Source organism: Methylobacterium symbioticum (assembly GCF_902141845.1).
GTDB classification, from domain to species: domain Bacteria; phylum Pseudomonadota; class Alphaproteobacteria; order Rhizobiales; family Beijerinckiaceae; genus Methylobacterium; species Methylobacterium symbioticum.
The window spans coordinates 83,285-104,908 of the sequence record NZ_CABFPH010000008.1; the positions used below are offsets into that span (position 1 = coordinate 83,285).

Here is a 21,624-nt window from a genome sequence, read left to right on the forward strand (position 1 = left end):
TCAGCGGCCGCCGACGGGCTGCCGGACGGGCGCGGCGGCGGCTTCCGCCGGTTGCTCCGCCGTTGCGTCCTCGGGGCGGCCGAAGGTCCGCGCAGTCCAGGCGGTCACGACGGGGACGAGGATCGCGGTCACCACCACGCAGGCCGCCACGAGGATGGTGGCCGGGCCGGCCGCGTCGGCATAGGCCGGATTCGCCGAGGCGACGATGGCCGGCACGGCCGCGGCGTTGCCCGCCGTCGAGGCTGCCGCCACCCCGGCCACGCCGGTCCCCCCGGTCAGGCGGTCGGCGAAGAACAGCGGAATGCCGGTGAACACGACGACGGCGACGCCCATGGCGAGGCCGAGAAGGCCGGCCTGCCACACCTTCGACAGGTCGAGCCCGGCGCCGAGCGCGAAGGCGAAGAACGGGATCATCACCGGGATCGCGCGGCTCAGGAAGTCGCGCATCTCGCGGTCGAGATTGCCGATGATCATGCCGACGAAGAGTGGCAGCACGGCGCCCACGAGGGTCTGCCACGGGAAGGCCGAGAGGCCCGCGATCCCGAGCGTGAGCATGGTCAGGAAGGGGCCGCTCTCCAGCGACATGATGGTGTAGGCGCCGACATCGCGCGGGCGCCCGTACTGGCCCATCAGCGCCATGTAGAGGCCGCCATTGGTGTCGTTCATGCTGGCGACCACCGCCAGCGTCGACAGGCCGGCGAACATGCCAGCCGTCACCGGGGCCTCGCCCAGTACCCGGCCGAAGACCAGGCCGAGGAGGACGGCGATGCCGACCTTCACGAAGAGCAGGGTGCCGCCCTTCTTCACGATGTAGGGGGTCGCGCGGAAATCGATGCTCGCGCCCATGCAGACGTAGAACACGGCGAGGATCGTCAGCGCGCCCGAGAACAGGGCGCCGGTGAACGACCCGAAGAATTTGGGGGTGCCGGGAAAGAAGGTCGCGATGAGCGCGCCTGCCAGAAGCGGCACGACCATCATGCCGCCGGGGACCGCTTCGATGGAGCGCTTGATCGGGATCTGCATCTGGCTTCCTCCCTGCGCAATCTGCGCAGCTTCTCGTCGCGGTTGTGCGGACTGCGCCCAGGCAGCCGTTCGTATCCGGACTCTTGCTGCTCAATCTGCGCGATTTGCGCGTTGTGTCAATCGATTTGCGCAAATCGCGCATTTCAGGCGACGTCGCGCGCAGGCCGCGCAGGACCGGCCGCTTCGCGAGGACGGCGGTCGCCTCGGCGTCGAGTCGAGAGGAGCAAGGGCCGCAGGACGGACCGAGTCGCAGGCCAGTCCGCGCGGGGCCGTCTCCGATCGGCGCGGGCGCGCTGCGATCGGGTGGTGTCGACGATGTCGGTGAGGGCGGCGGCGACCCGCGGAGCAAGCTCGACGCGGGGACCGGCAAAGGTTCTCTGCGATGACCGACCGGCCCGGCTCGGGCTTCCGCGGGACCGCCTCAGGCCTTCGGCGGGGCGCGGCGGCCCCGTCGCGCGCCCCGGACGCAAAGGGTCCGAGGCGGGAACACGCTCACGAGGATGCGGCGGAGCATCCCCGGGTTCCGGTCAGACGCTGCTCAGCAGGAACATCAGGGCCGTCGTGGCGACCGTGGTGCTGAGGAAGCCGCACAGGGCGGCGGCGAAGGACGGGCCGGTGGGAGCGGATTGGCGCTGAGCGGTCAGGTCGGTGGTGAGGGGCGCGGTCATGGCGGATCCTGTCGGCGACTCGCGGGTCGCATCTGTGGTTACGGTGCGGTGAAGCTGGGCCGGAGGCTGTGCGCAGCCGCACCTGGGCGGCGGCGCGCGCTGTCAGTCGCAGCGGTTGATGCGCTTGGCGATGCGCAGGTTGCGCAGCTCGCTGCGCAGGTCGATCGCGATCACGCCGGCCCCGCAATCGTCGAAGGCGTCGCGGGCGTCGTTATAGCGGTCACCGACCTCGTCGAGGGTATCGCAGACCCGGTCGTGGTTGCCGAGCCGGGCTTCCTGGCGTGCCTGGTAGCGCAGCGCCACGGCCTCATCGACCTTGCGGCGCGCCTCGATGCAGGCGGGTGCCGCGAACGCGGTCTGCGCGGTGAGAACAAGTCCCGGGATGATCAGGACGGCGCGGATCAAAGGGTTCATGGACAAACCGTTTCGGACAGACCGCTGCGGATCGACGGGCCGGAAAGGCCTGATGATCGTGATTCGGTGTGGTCGGCGCGGGGATCATTCGGAGGTTAGACTTGCGGGCTGACCAGCAGCCCGTCTGATTGTCCTTCAAACGGCAGAGCTAAGCCGATGGTTCCGTGGATATGGTCTTTCGACCGCGCTTGCGGGAGACGAGAATCTCTTCGAGGCTGACGGGCTGGAATGCCTGCGCATCGACGCCGACATCGTATTGTCTCGGAATCGGCTTGAGCTGCCCGTGCGAGTGGCCGTGCAGGTTGAGCACGCCGCGCCCGATGCCGTTCCAGGTCCGGAACGCGTAGTGGCAGAGGACGAGCGCCCGGCCCGACACCACCGTCTCGGCATAGTGGCCGGTCCAGGCCCAGCCCGGCGCGGCCAAGGTCGCCGCCCCGTCGTTGTTGCCGATGATGAGGCGTTTGACGCCGTTCAGCCCGGCGAGGATCGCCCGCATCTCGGCCTCGGGCGGGCCCAGCGCGAAATCGCCGAGATGCCAGACCTCGTCCTCCGGGCCGACGCGGGCATTCCAGGCGGCGATCAGGGCGGCATCGTGATCGGCGAGGCTCGCGAAGGGACGCCGGTCGAGCCGCAGGATGCGCGGATCCCCGAAATGGGTGTCGCTCGTGAAGAAGACCGCCATGCCCGATCCGGTACGCCTCGCCGAGCGCTGCGCCCGTGTCGCGGCAGCCGCCCTTTTTGGATGGACTCCCGACCGGCGAGCCGGTAACACAAGCACCGCGCGGGCGTAGTTCAGTGGTAGAACGTCAGCTTCCCAAGCTGAATGTCGTCGGTTCGATCCCGATCGCCCGCTCCAAAAATCTCCACGCCCCTCACGGACCGTCCGCGCTGCCAGTTCAGAGCGGAAGCTGGACGGAGAAGGTGGCCCCCGGCTGCCCGCTGCGACTGGGCACCGCGATCGAGCCGCCATGGGCGGCGAGGATCGTGCGGCAGATGCTGAGGCCGAGACCCAGTCCGTCTGCGCGCGTGGTGAAGAAGCCGTCGAACAGCTGGCCGACATGGTCGGGATCGATACCGGGCCCATTGTCGGCGACATCGATCCGGATCGCGCCGTCCTCCCGGACGATCTCGACCCGGATCATCGGTTCCGGCGTGCCGGCCTGGCGATGGATCTGGATCGCGTTCATCAGGAGGTTCACGAAGACCTGCTGCAACTGGATCCTGTCGGCCCGGATGATCAGATCCGCGCCCGACCCGACGACCTGCAGACCGATCGCGTTTCGGCTCAGTTCGTGCTGCACGAACTGAACGGATTCGGCGAGCACATCGGCGATCGCGACCGGGCTGTGCGTGCCGCCGCGCTTGGCTGCCATGCGGCGGGTGCGGTCGATGATGTCGCCAGCGCGCGCGACCTGATCGACGATGCGCTGGCACTGGCGCCGGAGCGTGTCGCGGTCGATGTCCTCCCCGTCGAGACGGCGCAGCATGGCGCTGGCGGTCATCCCGATCGAGGACAGGGGCTGGCCGATCTCGTGCGCGATCGAGGCGGAGAGCTCGCCCAGCGTCGAGATCCGGGAGACATGGGCCAGCTCGTCGCGCAGCGCGTCGAGGGAGGTCTGTCGCTGCACGTGCTCGGTGATGTCGACGAAGGAGGCGAGCCAGAAGCCAGAGGTCGTCCCGTCTGCCTTGGGCACGACGCAGAACAGGGTGTCGAAGCGCGATCCATCGATCCGGACGCTGCGGGCCTGCTGCTGGAACGACGTCGCCCCCCCCGCGAAGGCGCGCGCGGAATTGATCTGCGCGGTGCAGGATGGGTCGAAGAAGCGCTGGGTCCGCTGTCCGATCATGTCGGCGCGGCCGGCGGCACCGAACATCCGCACGGCCGCCTCGTTCACGTCGAGGATGATCATGCCGCGGCGCAGGCGGTCCGCGACGGCGGGATTGGCGTCGAGATGGCGCGACAGGTCCGCGACACCTGTGTTCCGAAGAGCGTCGAGCGCGGCGACCCGCTCGCGCGCATCGACCACGACGAACCCGATCGTCGAGACCTTCATGCAGACGAGGTACCAGGCGTCGTTCCAGTCGGTTTCGGTCGGGACGATCGACCCGCCCGCCGCTGCAGGACCGCTGCTCATGCCTCAGCTTCTCTCGAACGGATGCCGGTGCGACGCCGATCCGGCGGTATCAGGATCGGACGAGCCCAGGCAAATCCCGGTCCGGTCCCGCCCGCCGGAATCCGGAGCGGGACAGGCCGGGATGCCGGGCGCCGCATCCGGGCGCCTCATGCCCTGATGAAGGCCAGGAGGTCGGCGTTGATGATCTCGGGATGCGTCGTGCACATGCCGTGCGGCAGGCCTTCGTAGGTCTTCAGCGTGCCCTGCTTCAGGAGCGGGTGCGAGAGCAGCGCGGAATCGGCGATCGGCACGATCTGGTCGTCGGTGCCGTGCATCACGAGGACCGGCACGGTGATCGCTTTCAGATCCTCGGTGAAATCGGTCTCCGAGAAGGCCTTGATACAGTCGTACTGCGCCTTTGCGCCGCCGATCATGCCCTGGCGCCACCAGTTGCCGATCACGCCCTCCGAGGCTTGCGCGCCGGCGCGGTTGTAGCCGTAGAAGGGACCGGCGGGTACATCGCGGTAGAACTGCGCGCGGTTGGCCGCGAGCGCGGCGCGGAACCCGTCGAAGACCTCGATGGGCAGGCCGCCGGGATTGCGCTCGGACTTCACCATCACCGGCGGCACCGCCCCGATCAGCACGGCCTTCGCGACGCGGCCGGGCTCGGCACGGGCGACGTAGCGCGCGACCTCGCCCCCACCGGTCGAATGCCCGACATGGGTCGCGCCCCTGAGGTCGAGGGCGGCGGCGAGCGCAACGACGTCGGCCGCGTAGGTATCCATCTCGTTGCCGATGTCGGTCTGGGTCGAGCGGCCGTGGCCCCGCCGGTCATGCGCGATGACCCGGAAGCCCCGGCCGAGGAAGAACAGCATCTGGTTGTCCCAGTCGTCCGCGCTGAGCGGCCAGCCATGATGGAAGACGATCGCCTGCGCGTCCTTCGGACCCCAATCCTTGTAGAAGATCTGCGTGCCGTCCGCGATCGATACGAAACCCATGGCCGTCTCCACCAGTGCTCAGGAACGCGTTGCAGGTCTCGTCGGAGCGCCTGTCAGGCGCCCGACAGGCGGGCCTTGCTGAGGGGGAGGCTGCGCAGCCTCTGGCCGGTGAGCGCAGCCACCGCGTTGACGACCGCTGGCGGAACGCCCGGCAGGCCCGGCTCGCCGATGCCGCCCATCGGCGCTCCGCTCTCCACGATCGCCACATGCACACGCGGCATCCGCTCCCGGTCCAGGATCGGGTAGGCGTCGAAGTTCTTCGCCTGGCGCTGTCCGCCCTCATAGACGACCTGTTCCAGGAGCGTGGAGGAGAGGCCGAGAGCCGCCGCGCTCTCCACCTGCCGCTTCACGATAGCCGGGTTCACCACGCTGCCCGGATCGATCGCGATCCAGAGATCGTGCACCCGCGCCTCGCCATCCTTGAGCGAGACCTCGGCGATCGTCGCCGTCTCGGAACCGAAGGGCGAGGCCATCGACACGCCCCGCGCCCGCTTCGTGCCGTCCTCCGCCGTGAACGGCCCGCGTCTCCAGCCGCCCGCAAGATCGGCCACCGTCTTGAGGAGTGTCCGATGGCGCGCGCTGTCCTTCAGGAGTGCCATGCGCAGATCGTACGGATCTCTGCCCCCGGCCTGCGCGACCTCGTCGAGGAAGCTCTCATAGAAGTAGTCGTTCATCGAGTGTCCGACCGAGCGCCAGAACGCGATGGTGACGGGATGAGGCACCTTCACGTAGTCCAGCCGGCGGTTCGGGATCGCGTAGGGCTTCTTGTCGAGGCCCTCGACCACCGACGAATCCACCGGGGACTTGAACAGCGCTCCGAACCAGCGCCCGATCGGACCTTCGCCGACCGCCGTGGTCTGCAGCGCCATCGGCAGTCCGTCTGCCCCGAGCGCGGCCTTGAACCGGGCGAAGCTCAAGGGGCGGACGGCGTCCATGCCGAACTCCTCCTCGCGCGACCACAGCACACGCACCGGGCGGCCGGTGGCCTTGGCGAGCAGGATCGCCTGCGGGAAGGGGTTGGCCGGTCCGTAAAAGAAGTGTCGTCCGAAGAAGCCGCCGAGCATCGGCGAGTGGATGCGTACGCTGTCGGGCTGAACGCCCGCGACCTTGGCGGCGACCTGCTGGAACAGCTCCGGCATCTGGTTGGGGAGCCAGAGGTCGAGACTGCCGTCGGCGGCAAAGTGCGCGACCGCAGAGGGGGGTTCGAGCTGCGCGTGGGCGAGATAGGGCGCGTCGTACTCCGCCTCGACGATCCGGGGGGCCTTGGCGAAGGCGGCGGCCGTGTCGCCCTCCTGCTCGGCCGGTATGCCGGGCGCGGTCGAGCCCTTGAGCGCGGCCAGCATCGCGGCCGACGAGAAGCCGGCCGAGACCGTGTCGACGCCCTCCGGCGCGGGCTTGCTCCACGTGACGGCCAGCGCCTCTGCGCCCTTGCGGGCCCGCCACCACGTGTCGGCCACGACAGCCACCGCGCCCGGCAACCGGTGGACCCCGTGGACGCCCGGCATGGCCCGGATTTCGGCCTCGTTGGTGATCGCTTCGGGCTCCGTGCCGAGATGGGGGGCGTGCTGCACGGCGGCCTGCAGCATACCGTCGAGGCGGATATCGATGCTGTAGACGGCCCGGCCGGTGGACTTGTCGCGCATGTCGAGGCGCTGGACCGGCTTGCCGATCCAGCGGAAGCGCGCTGGATCCTTCAGCGGCACGTCGTCCCGCGGCTGCAGGGCGAGCGCGGCCGCCGCGAGTTCGCCGTAGCCCAGCGCGCGGCCAGAGGCGGCGTGGATCACGCGCCCGTCCTCGGTGGTCAGCGAGGCCTGGGGCACGGAGAGCTTGGCGGCGGCCGCCCGCAGCAGCATCTCGCGGGCCGTGGCGCCGAGTCGCCGCATCGCCTCGAAGCTCGAGCGGGTGGAGAACGAGCCGCCCGTCATGCGTAGCCCGTTGACGACCGCGTAGTCCGGGCCGGGCGGGGCGCACTCCACGGCGAAGCGCCCGGGGTCGAGGTCGAGTTCCTCGCCGATGGTCTGAGCGAGACCCGTGTTGATGCCCTGTCCACCCTCCACGAAAGGGCTCAGCAGGCGGACGGAGTTGTCGGGGCGGATCTCGAGAAAGGCGGCCACGCGCGTCCCGGGCTTGGGCGCGACGGCGGCCGGTCCCTCGGCGCGGGTCTGGGCAACGGCGGGCGAGAGCCGCATGCCGACGCCGAGAAGGAGCGCACCGGAGGCCGCGCCGAGAAAGGTGCGGCGCGAGAGGTTGCGGACGGGCTCGCGATCGGAGCGGGACAGGGGGGAGAGCGCGTTCACCGGATCCTCCCTCAGGCCGCAGCCTGCCGCACAGCGGCGGCGATGGCGTTGTAGGTGCCGCACCGGCAGAGATTGGTCATCGCGCCCGCGATGTCGTCCTCGGTGGGCTTGGGCGTCTGCTTGAGGAGGCCCGTCGCGGCCATGACCTGGCCCGATTGGCAGTAGCCGCATTGCGGCACCTCGATCCCCACCCAGGCGGCGACCACGCGGGCGCCGACCGGATCCTGCTCGATCGCCTCGATCGTGGTGATCGTCTGATCACCAACGCTCTCCACCGGCACTTGGCAGGAGCGGGCGGCCTGACCGTCGAGGAGAATCGTGCAGGCCCCGCACTGCCCGATGCCGCAGCCATACTTGGTGCCGGTCATCCCGAGGCTGTCGCGCAGGACGAAGAGCAGCGGCGTGTCGGGCTCTGCCTCGACCGTGAAGGGCTGTGCGTTGATCGTCAGAGTGATCATCGGTCGACCTCATGGAAACAGGGCGGCCGCGTCCCGCAGGTGGGGCGCAACGGCTGCGGCTGGAGCCGTGCCCGATCGCACTGCAATCGGGAGCGGCTCTGAGTCCTTGTTTTGGCGCGCTCCCTTTCGCCGAACCGGTATCCACTTCGGCGGAGAGCGCTCTCGGTCCTGTGCAACGAGGGGTACTGCCGTCGCTGTCCGCGCGAAATCATACGAAGGTTAGGGGTGCTCACACGAAGAGGTGCCCGACCGAGCACCCTTTCCCAGGATCGCACCGGACGACGACAATGCAGCGGGCTCGCATCGCGCCTATGAAACCTTCGTATGATGGCGATTGCGGAAAGTGTGATCCTGGTCAAACCAGTCAGCGATAGAGCCGGATCTCTCTAAATCCCAGTCTATACCTGATGTCGAGCTGCAGATCGTAGTCTGCACACGGCAGTAGGATCGACTTGGCAGGGAGACAGAGAATGAAACTCACCGGCAACACGATGCTCATCACCGGCGGCACCTCCGGAATCGGCCGCGGCTTCGCCGAAGCCTTTTACCGGCTCGGCAACCAGGTGATCATCGCGGGCCGCCGCCGCGCGCTCCTCGACGCGGTGACCGAGGCCAATCCCGGCATGCGATCGGTCGAGCTCGACATCGCCGATCCCGGGGCGATCGAGGCGGTTGCGGCCGGAATCATCGCCGAGTTCCCGACGCTCAACGTGCTGTTCAACAATGCCGGCATCATGCCCTTCGACGACGCGTCCGGTCCGATGGATGACGCGGTCGTTCAGGCGGTCCTGACGACGAACCTGCTCGGCCCGATCCGGATGACCTCGGCCCTGATCGAGCACCTGAAGGCGCAGCCGCGGGCGACGATCATCAACAACACGTCGGTCCTGGCCTTCATGCCGCTCGCCAGCACGGCGGTGTACTCGGCCAGCAAGGCCGCGCTCCACGCCTACACGCTGTCGCAGCGCTTCATGCTGCGCGAGACCTGCGTCACGGTGCAGGAGATCGCGCCGCCCTGGGTCGATACCGGCTTGGTCGGGAAGAGCGGCGATCCCCGCGCCATGCCGCTCGACACCTTCATCGCCGAGACCATGGCGGGACTTGCCACCGAGGCCGAGGAAGTCGTGGTCGAGGCGGCGCGTCCGGTGCGGGCCAATCCCGGCGCGCACGAGCACGCGATGATCAACGCCTTCAACGCCTCGCTGATCGCCAATCCGATCGCGGTCTGAGGCAGGCGTTCCGCCATCCACAACTCAACCGCTTGATCAGACGCGAATGCAACCTGTAAGCACAGCCTCGGCAGGACAGCCTGGCAGGGACTCGCAGGGGCTCGTCGATGACGATGGCAGGCAACATCCGGGGTGCCACGGCCAAGCCGATGACCGACACGGTCACCCCGCTGGTGGTCATCGTCGAGGACGACGAGGGTGTCCGGGACGGCTTGCAGGACCTCCTGCGCTCCGTCGGCCTGGACTCCCTCGCTTACGGATCGACCGGCGATCTCCTCGCAGCAGCCCTGCCGGACCGGCCCGGCTGCCTGATCCTCGACGTGCGGCTGCCGGGTTCGAGCGGCCTCGACCTCCAGGCGAAGCTCGCCGCGCGGGGCAACCGCATGCCGATCATCTTCATGACAGGACACGGCGACATCCCGATGAGCGTCCAGGCCATGAAGGCCGGCGCCCTGGACTTTCTGACCAAGCCTTTCCGTGATCAGGACATGCTCGACGCGATCGCCGTGGCGATCGAGCGGGATCGAGCCCGGCGCGCGTCGAGCGCCGGCGTCGCCGAACTCGAAGCCCTGGCGGCAACTCTGACGGCGCGCGAGGCCGAGGTCATGCAGCACGTCGTCAGGGGATTGCTCAACAAGCAGATCGCCCATGCGCTGGGCATCAGCGAGATCACGGTCAAGATCCACCGCGGCAACGTCATGCGGAAGATGGGGGCTGGATCCGTGGCTGATCTCGTACGCAAGACGGAATTGCTGAAGGCGCCTGCGAGCGCGTAGCGCCGTTGCTCCGAGGCGCCCTCATTCGCTGAACCGGGAACCACGTCGGTGGCTAAAGCTCTCGCTCGGCCGCTCCTGCGATCCTGCCCACGCTGAAGCGCTCCAGCGCCATGGTCGGCGTGCTGCCAGCCGCATAGCTCCGTAGGCTTACAGCCGCCTCAGGAAATCAATTCTGCGCGACTGGACGCGGAAGAATTGAGTTTTTCCCCCTAAAAACCGAACTGAAGACTGCCCAACGCCCCTGTCTGGCGACTCTCGACTCGCTGAAATGCGTGTCAGTCGGCGCATCAGACCAACGTATAATATCGTTGGATCGACGGCGGGTTCACTGAAGTTGGAACGATGTCGCTTCGAGAGGCGCCGAAGGGGAAAGCCGTGTCGATCGGGAAGAAGGCGGTTGCGGTCGTGGACGACGACGAGGCGGTTCTGGACGCGACGTCCAGCTTCCTCGAGGCGTTGGGCTACAACGCGCTCGCGTTCCGTTCGGGCGAAGCATTCCTGGCCTCGGATGCGGGTGGCGATGTCTCCTGCCTCCTGACCGACGTGAACATGCCGGGGATCAGCGGTCTCGAACTGCAGGACCGCGTCCGGCAACTGCGACCCACGCTCCCGATCATCCTGATGACCGCGCTGACCGACGACGCGCTCCGGCGGCGCGCCTGTGCCGGCGGTGCCCGAGATCTGCTTCGTAAGCCGCTCGCGGCCGACGATCTGATCCGTTGTCTCGAAGCCACGCTCGGATCCTGAGACCCGGCTGCCGAAGCGTCGTCGCGAAGACAAGCGGCCGTTTCGTTGGCGTGGGCCGGAAGTCTATCGATGGTGCGTATCGGCGGATCTGCGTCTGCTCGCTGAAAAGCGGCGATCCACCTCGTCCGAATCTGGGCTTGCGGTGGTTTGAGCGCCCCCTCGCTTCCACAGGCCTCGAACGATGCCGCGTGGACTCACGCAATAGGCCGCCGAAGGTGGGCCGCGCGTACTCGGAATCTCAAATGTAGGTCGAGGCGAGGGCCGGAGAGCCTTCGAGTGCGTGGGCGAGCGCTTCCAGGCCATGCGTGATCTGCTGCCGGGTCGAGGGGCCGCCGAGGCAGAGGCGCACCGCTTCCGGGGGTGTGCCGGCCACGCAGAAGGGATCGCTACCGACGACGCCGAGCCCCGCCGCCCTCCCCTGGCTCGCGAAGGCCGAACGCGTCCAGCCCTCCGGTAGGGTGATCCAGACGTGGAAGCCATGGGGATCGGCGGTGTAGGTCTCGGCAGGAAGCAGCGCGGCCGCGATGCGCTGGCGCGCCGCCGATTCCTCGCGGACGAATTGCACGATCGCATCCGCCGTGCCGTCCATGATCCAGCGCGTCGCCAGGGCCGTGGAGATCGGCGATGCCATGACGGTCGCGGCCCGTAGCGCGCCCGCCAGCGGCAGGGCGGACCGGGCGCTCGGGGGCACTAGGAAGGCGAGGCGAAGCCCGGCGCCCAGGCATTTGGCCAGCCCGGCCACATAATAGGTGATCTCGGGTGCGAGTTCGGCGAAGCTCGGCGGCGGTGCCGGGCAGATGCGCGCGTAGGCATCGTCCTCGATGATGCTGACGGCATAGCGCCGTGCCACCGCGATGATCGCCTCCCGCCGCGCGCGGGACAGGGTCGCAGTGGTCGGATTCTGCAACAGCGGGTTCAGGTAGATGGCCTTCGGTGCGACCCGGGTGCAGGCCGCCGCGAAGGCGTCGGGGTCGACTCCGTGCCGGTCCATAGGAAGGTCGACGAGACTCAACCTCAGATGTGCCGCGAGCGCGCGGATGCCCGGGTAGGTGATCCGCTCGGCGCAGATGGTGTCACCCGGCGCGGCGACCTGACCGAGCACGCTGGACAGGGCGCTGTGGGCGCCAGGGCAGATCAGCAGGCGCTCCCGCGTCGTCTCGACTCCGCGGCCCTTGAGCCATCGCAGCGCAGCCTCCTTGTCGTCGTCGGTCCCGCCGAAGCCCTGGTAGCGCAGGAGGTTGATGAGGTCTCCGGAGAGTTCGGCGAGCGAGGCCTGCATCCGTCCCCGCAGGCCGGGGGCATCGGGCTCCGGCGGAAGGTTCATGGTGAAATCGACCGGCCCGATCCGTGGCGCGCCGGCGGCACTCGCCGAACGGGCAGAGAGGGCCGGATCGACGACGAAGGTTCCCTGGCCGACACGTCCCTCGATCAGGCCGCGCTTATGAGCCTCGACATAGCCGCGGGACACCGTCGTGAAGTTCAGGCCGAGCACCTCGGCGAGGGCGCGCTGGGTCGGCAGGCGCGTGCCCGGATTCAAGCGCCCCGTTCTGATGTCATCCGCCAGGGACTCGGTGATCGCCAGGTAGTGCGGCTTGCCCCAGCGCTTCAGGTCCGGCGTCCAGATCACGGTCATGCCGTCCCGGGGGTTCATCGACCCTCCTATGCCTGTCGCCGCCATCCGCTCCGTGCCTGCGCCATGAATATGCGATCAATGTTCGATTGTATGGCTAGCAAGTGCCGTACCGCGCCGAGGTCTCGAGGGGGAACTCAGGCCATCCATACAATGCCAACAATTGCCGGGCGTCGAATGCGCAGATGTTGACTACGCGATGCGCAGATTTTGCTTCCAAAACGAGCGTGATTCGATTGGCAAGTGAAAGCCGAGGCTTGGGTCATTGATTGCATAATTGTATGCATACGACTTCGGAGCATTGACTGACTCATTGATCGGCGTGGGCATGGCACACCGCTTGCCATGAAGGTGCTGTCGCCGCTGGCAGCCCTGCCTGCCGCGGTTCCATCCTTCAAGGAGAGAGCAATGCCTGCCGTGAACCGCGAGCCTCATAAGAAGGGCGATGTCCTGGTCGACTACGAGGAGAAGGTCTTCGAGGACGTGAAGGCAGAGCCGGGACAGAAGGCGCTCGTCACCTTCCACACCGTCGCCTTCGAGGGCTCGATCGGCCTGGTGAACCTGCTCCAGGCCACCCGGCTGCAGCGCAAGGGCTTCGACACCTCGATCCTGCTCTACGGCCCCGGCATCACGCTCGGCGTCCAGCGCGGCTTCCCGCGGCTCGGCGACGAAGCCTTCCCCGGCCACCTCAACTTCAACAACCAGCTCGAGAAGTTCATGGCCGAGGGCGGCAAGGTCTATGCCTGCCGGTTCTCGACACAGGCCCTGTACGGGCATGGCGAAGCGGCCTTCATCGAGGGCATCCGCATGATCAACCCCCTCGACGTCCTCGACTGCATCCTCCTGCACAAGCGCGACAACGCGGTGATCATCGACACCTGGACCGTCTGAGCGGGCCTTCGGGTCCGTCGACCGGGGATGTCGCATCCGGCGGCCGTGCGACGCGGCCGCCGCCTCAACCGGAGGATCAGCTATGTCAGAGAACCGGATCGTGCGGGCCGCCGCCGTCCAGATCGCGCCGGACCTCGACCGGCCGGACGGCACCCTGGAGCGCGTGCTGAACGCCATCGACGAGGCTGCCGCCAAGGGCGCGCGCTTCCTGGTCTTTCCGGAGACCTTCGTTCCCTACTACCCCTACTTCTCCTTCGTCCTGCCGCCCGCGCTGCAGGGGGCCGAGCACCTCAAGCTCTATGAGCGGGCGCCGACCGTCCCGGGCCCGGTGACCCAGGCGGTCGCCGCTGCGGCGCGGCGGCACGGTGCCGTGGTGGTGCTCGGTGTGAACGAGCGTGACCACGGCTCGCTCTACAACACGCAGCTGATCTTCGACGCCGATGGCAGTCTGAAGCTCAAGCGCCGCAAGATCACGCCGACCTACCACGAGCGCATGATCTGGGGTCAGGGCGACGGTGCCGGTCTCGACGTGGTCGAGACCGCGGTGGGCCGTGTCGGCGCGCTCGCTTGCTGGGAGCACTACAACCCGCTCGCCCGCTACGCGCTCATGGCGCGCCACGAGGAGATCCACGCCGCGCAGTTCCCGGGCTCGCTCGTCGGCCAGATCTTCGCCGACCAGATGGAGGTGACGATCCGCCACCACGCCCTGGAGGCGGCCTGCTTCGTGGTCAACGCCACCGGCTGGCTCAGCGACGAGCAGGTGGCTCAGGTCTGTCCGGACGAGCGCCTGCGCGGCGCCTGCCGGGGCGGCAACTGCACCGCGATCGTCTCGCCCGAGGGCAAGCATCTCGCGGATCCGCTGGGGCCCGGTGAGGGCATCCTGATCGCCGACATGGACCTCGCGCTGGTGACCAAGCGCAAGCGGATGATGGACTCGGTCGGCCACTACGCCCGGCCCGAGCTCCTCAGCCTCGTCCACGACGACCGTCCGGCCCCGTTCGTGCACCAGCCGATCCGTTCCCAGACCGTTTCCCGGAGCCTCGACCATGAGCAGCAGCCCGCTTCCGACGAGCCTTCCCGCGTTTCCGCCGGTCGTGGCGGGGCTGGTCGGGATGCCGACGGAGCGCCTGATCAACGCGTTGCAGTCCTACGGCGTTAGGCTCGCCGATAGCCGCGCCGGGGCGCCGAGCCGCCGTGGCGGCGCCGGCCCATCCGACCACAAGGCGATGACCATCGCGGGCCGTACCGTGATGGTGCCGGTCCACACCGAGGCCGCCTTCGACTCGCCCTTCCTCGTGCGCCGCCCGGACGCCGACGGGGTCTCGGTGATCGAGCACGAGGGCGTGGTCATCGGACGGGCGACCTTCCCCGGTAAGCCCCGCTTCTACGCCCTGTCGACCTTCGACGGCGTGCCTTACTCGAAGATCGCGGTGCTGCACGGACGCGACGTGCTCGCCACCACCGTGCTGCAGACCTGCATCCGCTACCAGAGCCGCACCAAGACCTGCCAGTTCTGCTCGATCGGACAGTCGCTCGCCGCCGGCCGCACCGTCGCGCACAAGACGCCCGAGCAACTCGCCGAGGTCGCCCGCGCCGCCGTCCTGCTCGACGGCGTCAAGCACATGGTGATGACGACGGGCACCCCGAACGCGACCGACCGGGGCGCGGCCGTGCTCTGCGAGAGTGCCTTCGCGGTGAAGGCGGCGGTCGACCTGCCGATCCAGGCCCAGTGCGAACCACCGGACGACGACCGCTGGTTCGAGCGAATGAAGGCCTCGGGCATCGACGCCCTCGGGATGCACCTGGAAGCCGTGACTCCGGAGGTCCGCGCCCGGATCATGCCGGGCAAGGCGGGCGTGCCGCTGGAACGGTACGACGAGGCTTTCGCGGCCGCCGTGCCGGTCTTCGGGCGGGGCCAAGTCTCGACCTATATCCTCGCCGGGCTCGGCGACACGCCGGAGGACATCCTGACGATGGCCGAGCGCCTGATCGGGATGGGCGTCTACCCCTTCGTGGTGCCGTTCGTGCCGATTTCCGGCACCCCGCTGGAGAGCCACCCGGCCCCCGGCCCCGACTTTATGCACGCCATCCTGAAGCCTCTGGCGGACATGCTGGCCGGCGCGAATCTGCGCTCGACCGATATCAAGGCCGGATGCGGGCGCTGCGGGGCCTGCTCGGCGCTCTCCACCTACGAGCGCGCGGCGGTGACGGCATGATCCTCGAACCCGTCCAGCCGTTCCGTCCGAGCCACTTCCGGGTGAAGTTCGCGGTCGCGCCTTGGGAGCGGCGCGCCTGCGCGGCGCTTCGCCGCCAGGTCTTCTGCACGGAGCAGGGTCTCTTCGTGGAGGACGACCGCGATGCCATCGATGCGCAGGCCATCCCGATCTGCGCCCTCTCGACGCTTGCCGGCGACGCCGACGCCGTCGTCGGGACCGTGCGCATCCACGAGGTGGCCGAGCGTCGCGGCGAATGGTGGGGCTCGCGGCTTGCCGTCGCCAGAGCCTTTCGCGGCACGGCCGCGCTCGGCGCCGGCCTGATCCAGGTCGCCGTCTCGTCGGCCCATGCCCGCGGCTGCACCCGTTTCCTCGCCCATGTGCAGGAGCGGAACGTGCCGCTGTTTCAGGCCCTGCATTGGGCAAGCCTCGACACGCTCGTACTCCACGGGCACCCGCATCACCTGATGCAGGCGGACCTCGCGGCCTACCCGCCGATGGACGATCCGGAGCACGGACTCGTCACCTTCCGCAGGGCCGCATGATGGGGGCGCCGTTCGACCTCATGGCCCTGGCCCGGCAGATCCGGGACGCGCGCGGCGTCGCGCATAAGCGCGACATCGACGCCGTGGTCGCGCGGCTCGGGCTCGGCAGTCGGCACGCCGCCGTGCCGGTCGGCGACGATTGCGCCGCCATCCCCGACGGCGACGGCCACCTGCTCTTCGCCATCGAGGGCTTCCTCGACAGCTTCGTCGCCGCTGACCCTTACTTTGCGGGCTATTGCGGGATCATGGTCAACCTGAGCGACGTGGCCGCCATGGGCGGGCGTCCGCTCGCGGTCGTCGACGCCCTCTGGAGCCGGGACGCCGCGGCCGCTGACCCGATCCTGGTCGGATTGTCCGACGCGGCCGCGCTCTACGGCGTGCCCGTGGTCGGCGGACATACCAATACGCGGGCGGAGGCCGGCAATCTGGCGGTCGCCGTGCTCGGCCGAGCCGGCCCGCGCCTCCTGACGAGCTTCGACGCGGCGCCGGGCGACGACCTCGTCGCCGCGATCGACCTGCGGGGACGCTTCCGTGAACCGCATCCCTACTGGGACGCCTCGACCGGCGCGCCGGGCGAACGCCTGCGTGGCGACCTGGCTGTCCTACCCGGGCTCGCCGAGGACGGCCTGTGTCGGGCTGCCAAGGACATCAGCATGGCCGGCGTCGTCGGCACGGCCCTGATGCTGCTCGAATGCTCGAAGGTCGGTGGCGTGATCGACCTCGACGCCATCCCGAGGCCGGACCACGTCCCCCTCGCGCGCTGGCTGACCGCCTTCCCGAGCTTCGGCTACCTGCTGAGCCTGCGTCCCGACCACACGCCGGCCGTGCTCGCGCGCTTCGCGGAGCGCGGGATCGCGAGCGCGCGGATCGGGCGCCTCGATACGAGCCGGGTTGCCCGGGTCCGTGACCCCGTGGGCGACGAGGCCGTGGTCTGGGATTTCGCGGCGAGCCCGCTCATCGGCTGCGGCCGGGACAGCCCTGGGGCCGCACCATGACGCCCCTGCGCATCGCCATCCTGACCCACTCGACGAACCCACGCGGCGGCGTCGCCCATTGTCTCGCGCTGGCCGAGGCGCTCTGCGCCCACGGCCACGAGGCGGCGGTCCATGCGCCCGACCCCGCCGGTCGCGGCTTCTTCCGGGACGCCGCCTGCCCCACGGTGCCGGTCGCCGCTCAGCCGGTCAACGGCACGACGGTCGACCTCGTTCGGGCCCGCATCAACGACTACCTGCGCCACTTCTCGACGCCGGCCGCCTGCGACTTCGACCTCTTCCACGCTCATGACGGCATCGGCGGCAATGCGCTCGCGACCCTGAAGCACCGGCGCCTGATCCCGGGCTTCGTGCGCACGGTCCATCACGTCGACAGCTTCTCCGATCCCGTGCTCGCGGAGTGGCAGGACCGCTCGATCCGTGAGGCCACGCGCCTGCTCTGCGTCAGCCGGACCTGGGCCGACTGGATCAGGGACGACCTCGGTGCCGAGGCCGACATCGTGGGGAACGGGGTGGACCTTTCGGTCTATCGCACCGAGCCGACCGGGGCTGACACGGCCTTGCGCCAGCGCTGGGGCCTCGGCCCGGGGCCGGTGATCCTCAGCGTCGGCGGCTTCGAGCAGCGCAAGAACACCCTCGGCATCATCGCGGCCTTCGCCCGTCTGCGAGGGCGTCACCCGAGGGCGCAACTCGTCATCGCCGGCGGCGCCTCGCTCCTCGACCATGCCGCCTATCGTGCCCATTGCCGCGCGGCCCTGGCGTCCGCGGGCCTGGAGGTTGGCCGAGGCTCGGCCGTCATCGAGACGGGCCCCGTCCCGCAAGCCGACATGCCAGCCCTCTACCGGGTCGCCGATGTGCTGGCCTTCGCGTCCTGGACGGAGGGCTTCGGCCTCTGCGTGCTGGAGGCGATGGCCTGCGGCACACCCGCCATTGTGTCCCGGCGCGCGCCCTTCACCGAGTATCTGGGGGCGACCGATGCCCTCTTCGTCGACCCGGCCGATCCCGACGCCATCGCCGCCGCAATGGCGCAAGCCCTCGCGTCGGACGTCCGCTCGCGACTCCGGTCCGCAGGTCTGGTCCGGTCCGCCGCCAACAGCTGGCGCGCCTGCGCGGAACGCCACCTCGAGACCTACGCGGCCTGCGCCCGCGCCCGCCAGGAGCCGATCCATGCCTGAGATGCGCTTCCACGTCCGCTGGCCCGACGGTCGGCGCGAGGCCTGCTACTCGCCCTCCTTCGTCGTGAAGGACTACCTCAAACCGGGCGAGAGCTACCCCCTCGACGAGTTCGTCGAGAAGTCCCGTGTGGCCCTGAACATCGCGAGCGAGCGGGTGCGCGAGAAGTACGGCTTCGCCTGCTCGTCCGCCATGGATCAACTCGCCCGGATCGAGGCCGCCGCGAAGCGGCAGGTGCGCGGTGGCCACGTCACCGTCGAGTCCTTCGACCCTTGAGCCTGCGCCCTTTCCCCGACCCTCACGGAGCCAGAGCCATGACCTCCACCCCCCGTCATGTCCCGGTCGCTATCGTCGGCGGCGGCCAGGCCGGCCTCTCGGTCAGCCACCACCTCAAGCAGCGCGGCATCGAGCATCTCGTCTTCGAGAAGAAGACCGCCGCGCATACCTGGGAGACCCAGCGCTGGGATACGTTCTGCCTCGTCACGCCGAACTGGCAGTGCGATCTGCCGGGCCACGCCTACGACGGACCGGACCCGGACGGGTTCATGACGAAGGACGAGATCGTCGCCTACCTCAGGGCCTTCGTGGCCAAGGTGAAGCCGCCGATCCACGAAGGCGTCGCGGTCACGCGCGTTGCCCGACGCGAGGACGGCATCTTCGCGGTCCAGACCTCGGAGGGCGACTACACCGCGGACGGGGTCGTTGTCGCCTCCGGCGGCTATCACACCCCGATCATCCCACGCATGGCCGAGAAGCTGCCGGCCTCGATCACGCAGATCCACTCGAACCAGTACCGCAATCCGGCCCAATTGCCCGAGGGCGAGGTGCTCGTCGTCGGCTCCGGTCAGTCCGGTGCGCAGATCGCCGAGGACCTGCATCTCGCTGGCCGCAAGGTGCACCTCGCGGTCGGCGACGCACCGCGTTGCGCCCGGTTCTACCGCGGCCGCGACGTCGTCACCTGGCTCGCCGACATGGGCTACTACGAGATGACCGTCGACAACCATCCGCTCCGCGACGGCGTCCGCGACAACACCAACCACTACGTGACCGGGCGCGACGGGGGACGCGACATCGACCTGCGCCGCTTCGCCATCGAGGGCATGCGGCTCTACGGCCTGATGGAGGACTACCAGGACGGCAGCTTGCGCTTCCGCGACGACCTCAAGCGCTCGCTCGACCAGGCCGACCGGACCTATAACGGCATCAACGCGGCCATCGACAAGCACATCGCCGAGATGGGCATCGATGCGCCGGCGCAGGCGCATTACACGCCCGTCTGGGAGCCGGGCGAGCCGGTTCTGAGCCTCACCCTCGAAGGCTCCGGCATCACCAGCATCGTCTGGTGCATCGGCTTCACGCCCGACTTCCGCTGGCTCGACGCCTCGGTGTTCAACGGCGCGGGCAACCCGAAGCACAAGCGTGGCGTCACCAACGAGGACGGCGTCTACTTCATCGGGTTGCCGTGGCTGAACACCTGGGGCTCGGGGCGGTTCGGGGCGGTCGGACGCGACGCCGAATACCTCGTCCAGGTGATCCAGAAGCGCCTCGGCGCCGAGCGGGCCGATCTCAAGGTCGCGGTCTGACCCGACCGGGCCTTCGAGCGCGCTGTATGATCCGTGGACGCCGGTGCCGCCGGCGGAAGGACGTGCTCCATGGATCGCCGGAGCGCGGGGACCGGGACGCTGCGGCATGTCAGGATCGCGTGTCGGCCGGCGGGGCGGTCTCGTCGGAGAGGCCGACCTTGATCCAAACGAAGAAGGCGAGCAGTGCCACCGGCAGACCGATCAGGGAGGTTCCGACGAAGAACCACGTGAAGCCCGTCCGCTCGACGACGAAGCCCGATAGGCCGGCAAGTATGCTGCCCGGAAACGCACAGAGGGACGTCAGGAGCCCGAACTGGCTGGCGGCATGCTCGGTCGAGGCGAGCGTCGACATGTAGGTGATGAGCACGACGGAGGCGAACGCATAGGCGAACCCATCGATGCCGACGGTCACCGCGAAGGTCCAGAAGGCCGCCCCGCCATCGCCTCCATGGGCGGCGAGGTAGGCGAGGCTCAAGTGAGACGCCGAGCCTGCGACGGTGCCGATGAGCAGGCTCGGAAACATGCCGATCCGTGGGATCAGCGCGCCGGCCAGGAAGGTGCCGCCGAGCCCGATCCAGAAGCCGAACAGTTTGGTGACGGTGGCGATGTCGGTGTTCGAGAAGCCCTGGTGCTTGAACAGCGGGATTGCCATGGCGCTCGCGACATAGCCCGGCATGCGGAAGCCGGCGATCAGGAGAAGGATGGCGGGTGCCATCGGGCCGAGCCGGCCGAGGAGTTCGCGGATGGGAGCCCAGACGGTGTCCACGAAGCCGGCCCGGGGCGGGTGCGGACGCTTGTCCGATGATGGCTCGGGCGCGAGCACGGCGGCGACCATGCCGACGGACATCAGTGCGCCCATGGCGAGATAGGCGCCGCGCCATCCGAGTCTGTCAGCGAGCAACAGCGCTCCGGCCCCGGCCGCGAGATTGCCGAGACGCCAGCCGATCTCCGTCCAGGAGGAGAGAACCGCCTGCTTCTCGGGAGGCCGCACGCTCGTGATGCGCCAGCCATCAATGACGAGGTCGAGCGTTGCGCCCGCGAAGCCGAGAGCCAGCGAGAAACCGATCGTCCAGGCGAGCCACTGGGCCGGATCGCCGAACGCGATCCCGACGAGCATTGCCATGACGCCCGATTGCGCCACGACGATCCAGCCGCGCCGTCGGCCGAGGACTCGCCCCAACAGAGGCGGATCGTAGCGGTCCAGGAACGGTGCCCACACGAACTTGAACTTGTAGGCGAGGGTCAACTCGCTGAGCAGTCCGATCGCGGCGATCGAGACGCCCGCGTCGGACAGCCACGCGGATTGGGTGGCGTAGACGAGCAGGAACGGAATTCCGGAGGTGAAGCCGAGCCCGAGGGCCGGAGCGATCCGCCGGTCGGTGAACAAGGCCGACCAGAACGGCGTCCTCTCGGGGCGGGCGTAGGAGGTTGGCGTCATCCTCGATCCATCCTGCGGCCGATCTGCGTCGAGGAGCGAGCGCGGCTCCGCGCCATGAACAGCTCGGCGCATAGGGCCGTTCCCAAGGCGTCGGCCGTGGGCCCCGCAAGTGGGGCACCCCTCCCCTCCCCTCTTCTGCCCCTCGCAAACGGGACGGCGAGCAGGAGCGAGAAATGCGATTGACAGGGGGGAGGCCGTGCCCTAGTACGGCGCTCCCGACGCGGCGCCGAAGCAACGGTGTCCGCCGGGACAGACTTTCATAGATGAGATCGAGCAGCGTCTGGCGTTAGCCAAGGTCATGTTTGGTCTATTTATGTAGGCACCTTCTCTGGTGCAGCTCTTTGACAAGTGAATGACGAGAAAGAGAAGCGTGGGCGGCGTGTGTCCTTGCGGATCTGGATGTGGGGTTTCGGCCCTGGGTTCGGATCGTGAGAT

The 21,624-nt window shown here is 68.8% G+C and carries 21 protein-coding genes and 1 tRNA gene; 12 read left to right on the forward strand and 10 right to left on the reverse strand.

Annotation, left to right across the window (positions count from 1 at the left end; translation table 11 throughout):
* The 4 genes from MET9862_RS04960 to MET9862_RS04970 form a co-directional block, all read right to left on the reverse strand.
* The gene (locus tag MET9862_RS04960; RefSeq protein ID WP_280178951.1) at positions 1 to 1,023 is read right to left on the reverse strand and encodes a 2-keto-3-deoxygluconate permease; all 1,023 of its coding nucleotides are present in this window, start codon (positions 1,021 to 1,023) and stop codon (positions 1 to 3) included.
* 527 nt (positions 1,024 to 1,550) lie between these two features.
* The gene (locus MET9862_RS29165) at positions 1,551 to 1,691 is read right to left on the reverse strand and encodes a hypothetical protein (RefSeq protein ID WP_185156750.1); all 141 of its coding nucleotides are present in this window, start codon (positions 1,689 to 1,691) and stop codon (positions 1,551 to 1,553) included.
* A gap of 102 nt (positions 1,692 to 1,793) precedes the next feature.
* Positions 1,794 to 2,105: a hypothetical protein gene (locus tag MET9862_RS04965; RefSeq protein WP_142581994.1), complete on the reverse strand. Its 312-nt coding sequence runs from the start codon at positions 2,103 to 2,105 to the stop codon at positions 1,794 to 1,796.
* Between the two features lie 148 nt (positions 2,106 to 2,253).
* Complete coding sequence (locus MET9862_RS04970; RefSeq protein ID WP_142581995.1) at positions 2,254 to 2,787, reverse strand: metallophosphoesterase; 534 nt, start codon at positions 2,785 to 2,787, stop codon at positions 2,254 to 2,256.
* Between the two features lie 99 nt (positions 2,788 to 2,886).
* Here MET9862_RS04970 and MET9862_RS04975 point away from each other — a divergent pair.
* Positions 2,887 to 2,961: transfer RNA gene (locus tag MET9862_RS04975), tRNA-Gly, on the forward strand.
* 40 nt (positions 2,962 to 3,001) lie between these two features.
* Here the strand turns inward: MET9862_RS04975 and MET9862_RS04980 are convergent.
* The 4 genes from MET9862_RS04980 to MET9862_RS04995 form a co-directional block, all read right to left on the reverse strand.
* Positions 3,002 to 4,240: a sensor histidine kinase gene (locus MET9862_RS04980; RefSeq protein ID WP_142581996.1), complete on the reverse strand. Its 1,239-nt coding sequence runs from the start codon at positions 4,238 to 4,240 to the stop codon at positions 3,002 to 3,004.
* A gap of 146 nt (positions 4,241 to 4,386) precedes the next feature.
* On the reverse strand, positions 4,387 to 5,217 hold the full coding sequence (locus tag MET9862_RS04985; RefSeq protein WP_142581997.1) for an alpha/beta fold hydrolase: 831 nt from the start codon (positions 5,215 to 5,217) through the stop codon (positions 4,387 to 4,389).
* Positions 5,218 to 5,270: 53 nt separating this feature from the next.
* Positions 5,271 to 7,514: a xanthine dehydrogenase family protein molybdopterin-binding subunit gene (locus MET9862_RS04990; protein ID WP_142581998.1), complete on the reverse strand. Its 2,244-nt coding sequence runs from the start codon at positions 7,512 to 7,514 to the stop codon at positions 5,271 to 5,273.
* Positions 7,515 to 7,525: 11 nt separating this feature from the next.
* Positions 7,526 to 7,972, reverse strand: a complete 447-nt coding sequence (locus MET9862_RS04995) for a (2Fe-2S)-binding protein (protein ID WP_142581999.1) — start codon at positions 7,970 to 7,972, stop codon at positions 7,526 to 7,528.
* Between the two features lie 470 nt (positions 7,973 to 8,442).
* Between MET9862_RS04995 and MET9862_RS05000 the strand changes: the two genes are divergently transcribed.
* The 3 genes from MET9862_RS05000 to MET9862_RS05010 all read left to right on the forward strand — a co-directional run bounded on the left by MET9862_RS05000 (position 8,443) and on the right by MET9862_RS05010 (position 10,724).
* Positions 8,443 to 9,201 (forward strand): SDR family oxidoreductase, encoded by a 759-nt coding sequence (locus tag MET9862_RS05000; protein ID WP_142582000.1) that lies wholly within the window; start codon positions 8,443 to 8,445, stop codon positions 9,199 to 9,201.
* Between the two features lie 113 nt (positions 9,202 to 9,314).
* Positions 9,315 to 9,977, forward strand: a complete 663-nt coding sequence (locus MET9862_RS05005; protein WP_142582015.1) for a response regulator transcription factor — start codon at positions 9,315 to 9,317, stop codon at positions 9,975 to 9,977.
* A gap of 375 nt (positions 9,978 to 10,352) precedes the next feature.
* A complete protein-coding gene (locus MET9862_RS05010) occupies positions 10,353 to 10,724 on the forward strand; it encodes a response regulator transcription factor (RefSeq protein ID WP_142582001.1) in 372 nt (123 codons plus the stop codon).
* A 238-nt stretch (positions 10,725 to 10,962) separates the two neighbouring features.
* On the opposite strand, the gene MET9862_RS05015 is transcribed toward MET9862_RS05010, so the two are convergent.
* The gene (locus tag MET9862_RS05015) at positions 10,963 to 12,402 is read right to left on the reverse strand and encodes an aminotransferase-like domain-containing protein (protein WP_438616594.1); all 1,440 of its coding nucleotides are present in this window, start codon (positions 12,400 to 12,402) and stop codon (positions 10,963 to 10,965) included.
* Positions 12,403 to 12,762: 360 nt separating this feature from the next.
* On the opposite strand from MET9862_RS05015, the gene MET9862_RS05020 reads away from it, so the two are divergent.
* From MET9862_RS05020 to MET9862_RS05055, 8 genes are all read left to right on the forward strand, one after another.
* Positions 12,763 to 13,245 (forward strand): MSMEG_0572/Sll0783 family nitrogen starvation response protein, encoded by a 483-nt coding sequence (locus tag MET9862_RS05020; RefSeq protein WP_142582002.1) that lies wholly within the window; start codon positions 12,763 to 12,765, stop codon positions 13,243 to 13,245.
* 82 nt (positions 13,246 to 13,327) lie between these two features.
* A complete protein-coding gene (locus tag MET9862_RS05025) occupies positions 13,328 to 14,404 on the forward strand; it encodes a Nit6803 family nitrilase (protein ID WP_142582003.1) in 1,077 nt (358 codons plus the stop codon).
* Positions 14,358 to 15,461, forward strand: a complete 1,104-nt coding sequence (locus tag MET9862_RS05030) for an MSMEG_0568 family radical SAM protein (RefSeq protein WP_142582017.1) — start codon at positions 14,358 to 14,360, stop codon at positions 15,459 to 15,461. Before MET9862_RS05025 ends, MET9862_RS05030 begins: the two co-directional genes overlap by 47 nt.
* A complete protein-coding gene (locus MET9862_RS05035) occupies positions 15,458 to 16,003 on the forward strand; it encodes an MSMEG_0567/Sll0786 family nitrogen starvation N-acetyltransferase (RefSeq protein ID WP_142582004.1) in 546 nt (181 codons plus the stop codon). The genes MET9862_RS05030 and MET9862_RS05035 overlap by 4 nt, the downstream gene beginning before the upstream one ends.
* Positions 16,003 to 16,998 carry a sll0787 family AIR synthase-like protein gene (locus MET9862_RS05040; protein ID WP_142582018.1) on the forward strand — a complete coding sequence of 332 codons (996 nt, stop codon included), beginning with the start codon at positions 16,003 to 16,005 and terminating at the stop codon, positions 16,996 to 16,998. The genes MET9862_RS05035 and MET9862_RS05040 overlap by 1 nt, the downstream gene beginning before the upstream one ends.
* On the forward strand, positions 16,995 to 18,170 hold the full coding sequence (locus MET9862_RS05045) for an MSMEG_0565 family glycosyltransferase (protein WP_142582005.1): 1,176 nt from the start codon (positions 16,995 to 16,997) through the stop codon (positions 18,168 to 18,170). Before MET9862_RS05040 ends, MET9862_RS05045 begins: the two co-directional genes overlap by 4 nt.
* On the forward strand, positions 18,163 to 18,444 hold the full coding sequence (locus MET9862_RS05050; RefSeq protein WP_142582006.1) for an MSMEG_0570 family nitrogen starvation response protein: 282 nt from the start codon (positions 18,163 to 18,165) through the stop codon (positions 18,442 to 18,444). The genes MET9862_RS05045 and MET9862_RS05050 overlap by 8 nt, the downstream gene beginning before the upstream one ends.
* A gap of 38 nt (positions 18,445 to 18,482) precedes the next feature.
* The gene (locus MET9862_RS05055; protein ID WP_142582007.1) at positions 18,483 to 19,751 is read left to right on the forward strand and encodes an MSMEG_0569 family flavin-dependent oxidoreductase; all 1,269 of its coding nucleotides are present in this window, start codon (positions 18,483 to 18,485) and stop codon (positions 19,749 to 19,751) included.
* Between the two features lie 109 nt (positions 19,752 to 19,860).
* Here MET9862_RS05055 and MET9862_RS05060 read toward each other — a convergent pair whose 3' ends face one another.
* Positions 19,861 to 21,189 carry an AmpG family muropeptide MFS transporter gene (locus MET9862_RS05060; RefSeq protein WP_142582008.1) on the reverse strand — a complete coding sequence of 443 codons (1,329 nt, stop codon included), beginning with the start codon at positions 21,187 to 21,189 and terminating at the stop codon, positions 19,861 to 19,863.
* Positions 21,190 to 21,624 lie beyond the last annotated feature (435 nt).

Bases quoted from the DNA above. Each gene is read 5' to 3' on its own strand.
- MET9862_RS04960 (WP_280178951.1), bottom strand. From the start codon at position 1,023: ATGCAGATCCCGATCAAGCGCTCCATCGAAGCGGTCCCCGGCGGCATG.
- MET9862_RS29165 (WP_185156750.1), bottom strand. From the start codon at position 1,691: ATGACCGCGCCCCTCACCACCGACCTGACCGCTCAGCGCCAATCCGCT.
- MET9862_RS04965 (WP_142581994.1), bottom strand. From the start codon at position 2,105: ATGAACCCTTTGATCCGCGCCGTCCTGATCATCCCGGGACTTGTTCTC.
- MET9862_RS04970 (WP_142581995.1), bottom strand. From the start codon at position 2,787: ATGGCGGTCTTCTTCACGAGCGACACCCATTTCGGGGATCCGCGCATC.
- MET9862_RS04980 (WP_142581996.1), bottom strand. From the start codon at position 4,240: ATGAGCAGCGGTCCTGCAGCGGCGGGCGGGTCGATCGTCCCGACCGAA.
- MET9862_RS04985 (WP_142581997.1), bottom strand. From the start codon at position 5,217: ATGGGTTTCGTATCGATCGCGGACGGCACGCAGATCTTCTACAAGGAT.
- MET9862_RS04995 (WP_142581999.1), bottom strand. From the start codon at position 7,972: ATGATCACTCTGACGATCAACGCACAGCCCTTCACGGTCGAGGCAGAG.
- MET9862_RS05000 (WP_142582000.1), top strand. From the start codon at position 8,443: ATGAAACTCACCGGCAACACGATGCTCATCACCGGCGGCACCTCCGGA.
- MET9862_RS05005 (WP_142582015.1), top strand. From the start codon at position 9,315: ATGGCAGGCAACATCCGGGGTGCCACGGCCAAGCCGATGACCGACACG.
- MET9862_RS05015 (WP_438616594.1), bottom strand. From the start codon at position 12,402: ATGGCGGCGACAGGCATAGGAGGGTCGATGAACCCCCGGGACGGCATG.
- MET9862_RS05020 (WP_142582002.1), top strand. From the start codon at position 12,763: ATGCCTGCCGTGAACCGCGAGCCTCATAAGAAGGGCGATGTCCTGGTC.
- MET9862_RS05025 (WP_142582003.1), top strand. From the start codon at position 13,328: ATGTCAGAGAACCGGATCGTGCGGGCCGCCGCCGTCCAGATCGCGCCG.
- MET9862_RS05030 (WP_142582017.1), top strand. From the start codon at position 14,358: ATGCCGACGGAGCGCCTGATCAACGCGTTGCAGTCCTACGGCGTTAGG.
- MET9862_RS05035 (WP_142582004.1), top strand. From the start codon at position 15,458: ATGATCCTCGAACCCGTCCAGCCGTTCCGTCCGAGCCACTTCCGGGTG.
- MET9862_RS05040 (WP_142582018.1), top strand. From the start codon at position 16,003: ATGGGGGCGCCGTTCGACCTCATGGCCCTGGCCCGGCAGATCCGGGAC.
- MET9862_RS05045 (WP_142582005.1), top strand. From the start codon at position 16,995: ATGACGCCCCTGCGCATCGCCATCCTGACCCACTCGACGAACCCACGC.
- MET9862_RS05050 (WP_142582006.1), top strand. From the start codon at position 18,163: ATGCCTGAGATGCGCTTCCACGTCCGCTGGCCCGACGGTCGGCGCGAG.
- MET9862_RS05055 (WP_142582007.1), top strand. From the start codon at position 18,483: ATGACCTCCACCCCCCGTCATGTCCCGGTCGCTATCGTCGGCGGCGGC.
- MET9862_RS05060 (WP_142582008.1), bottom strand. From the start codon at position 21,189: ATGACGCCAACCTCCTACGCCCGCCCCGAGAGGACGCCGTTCTGGTCG.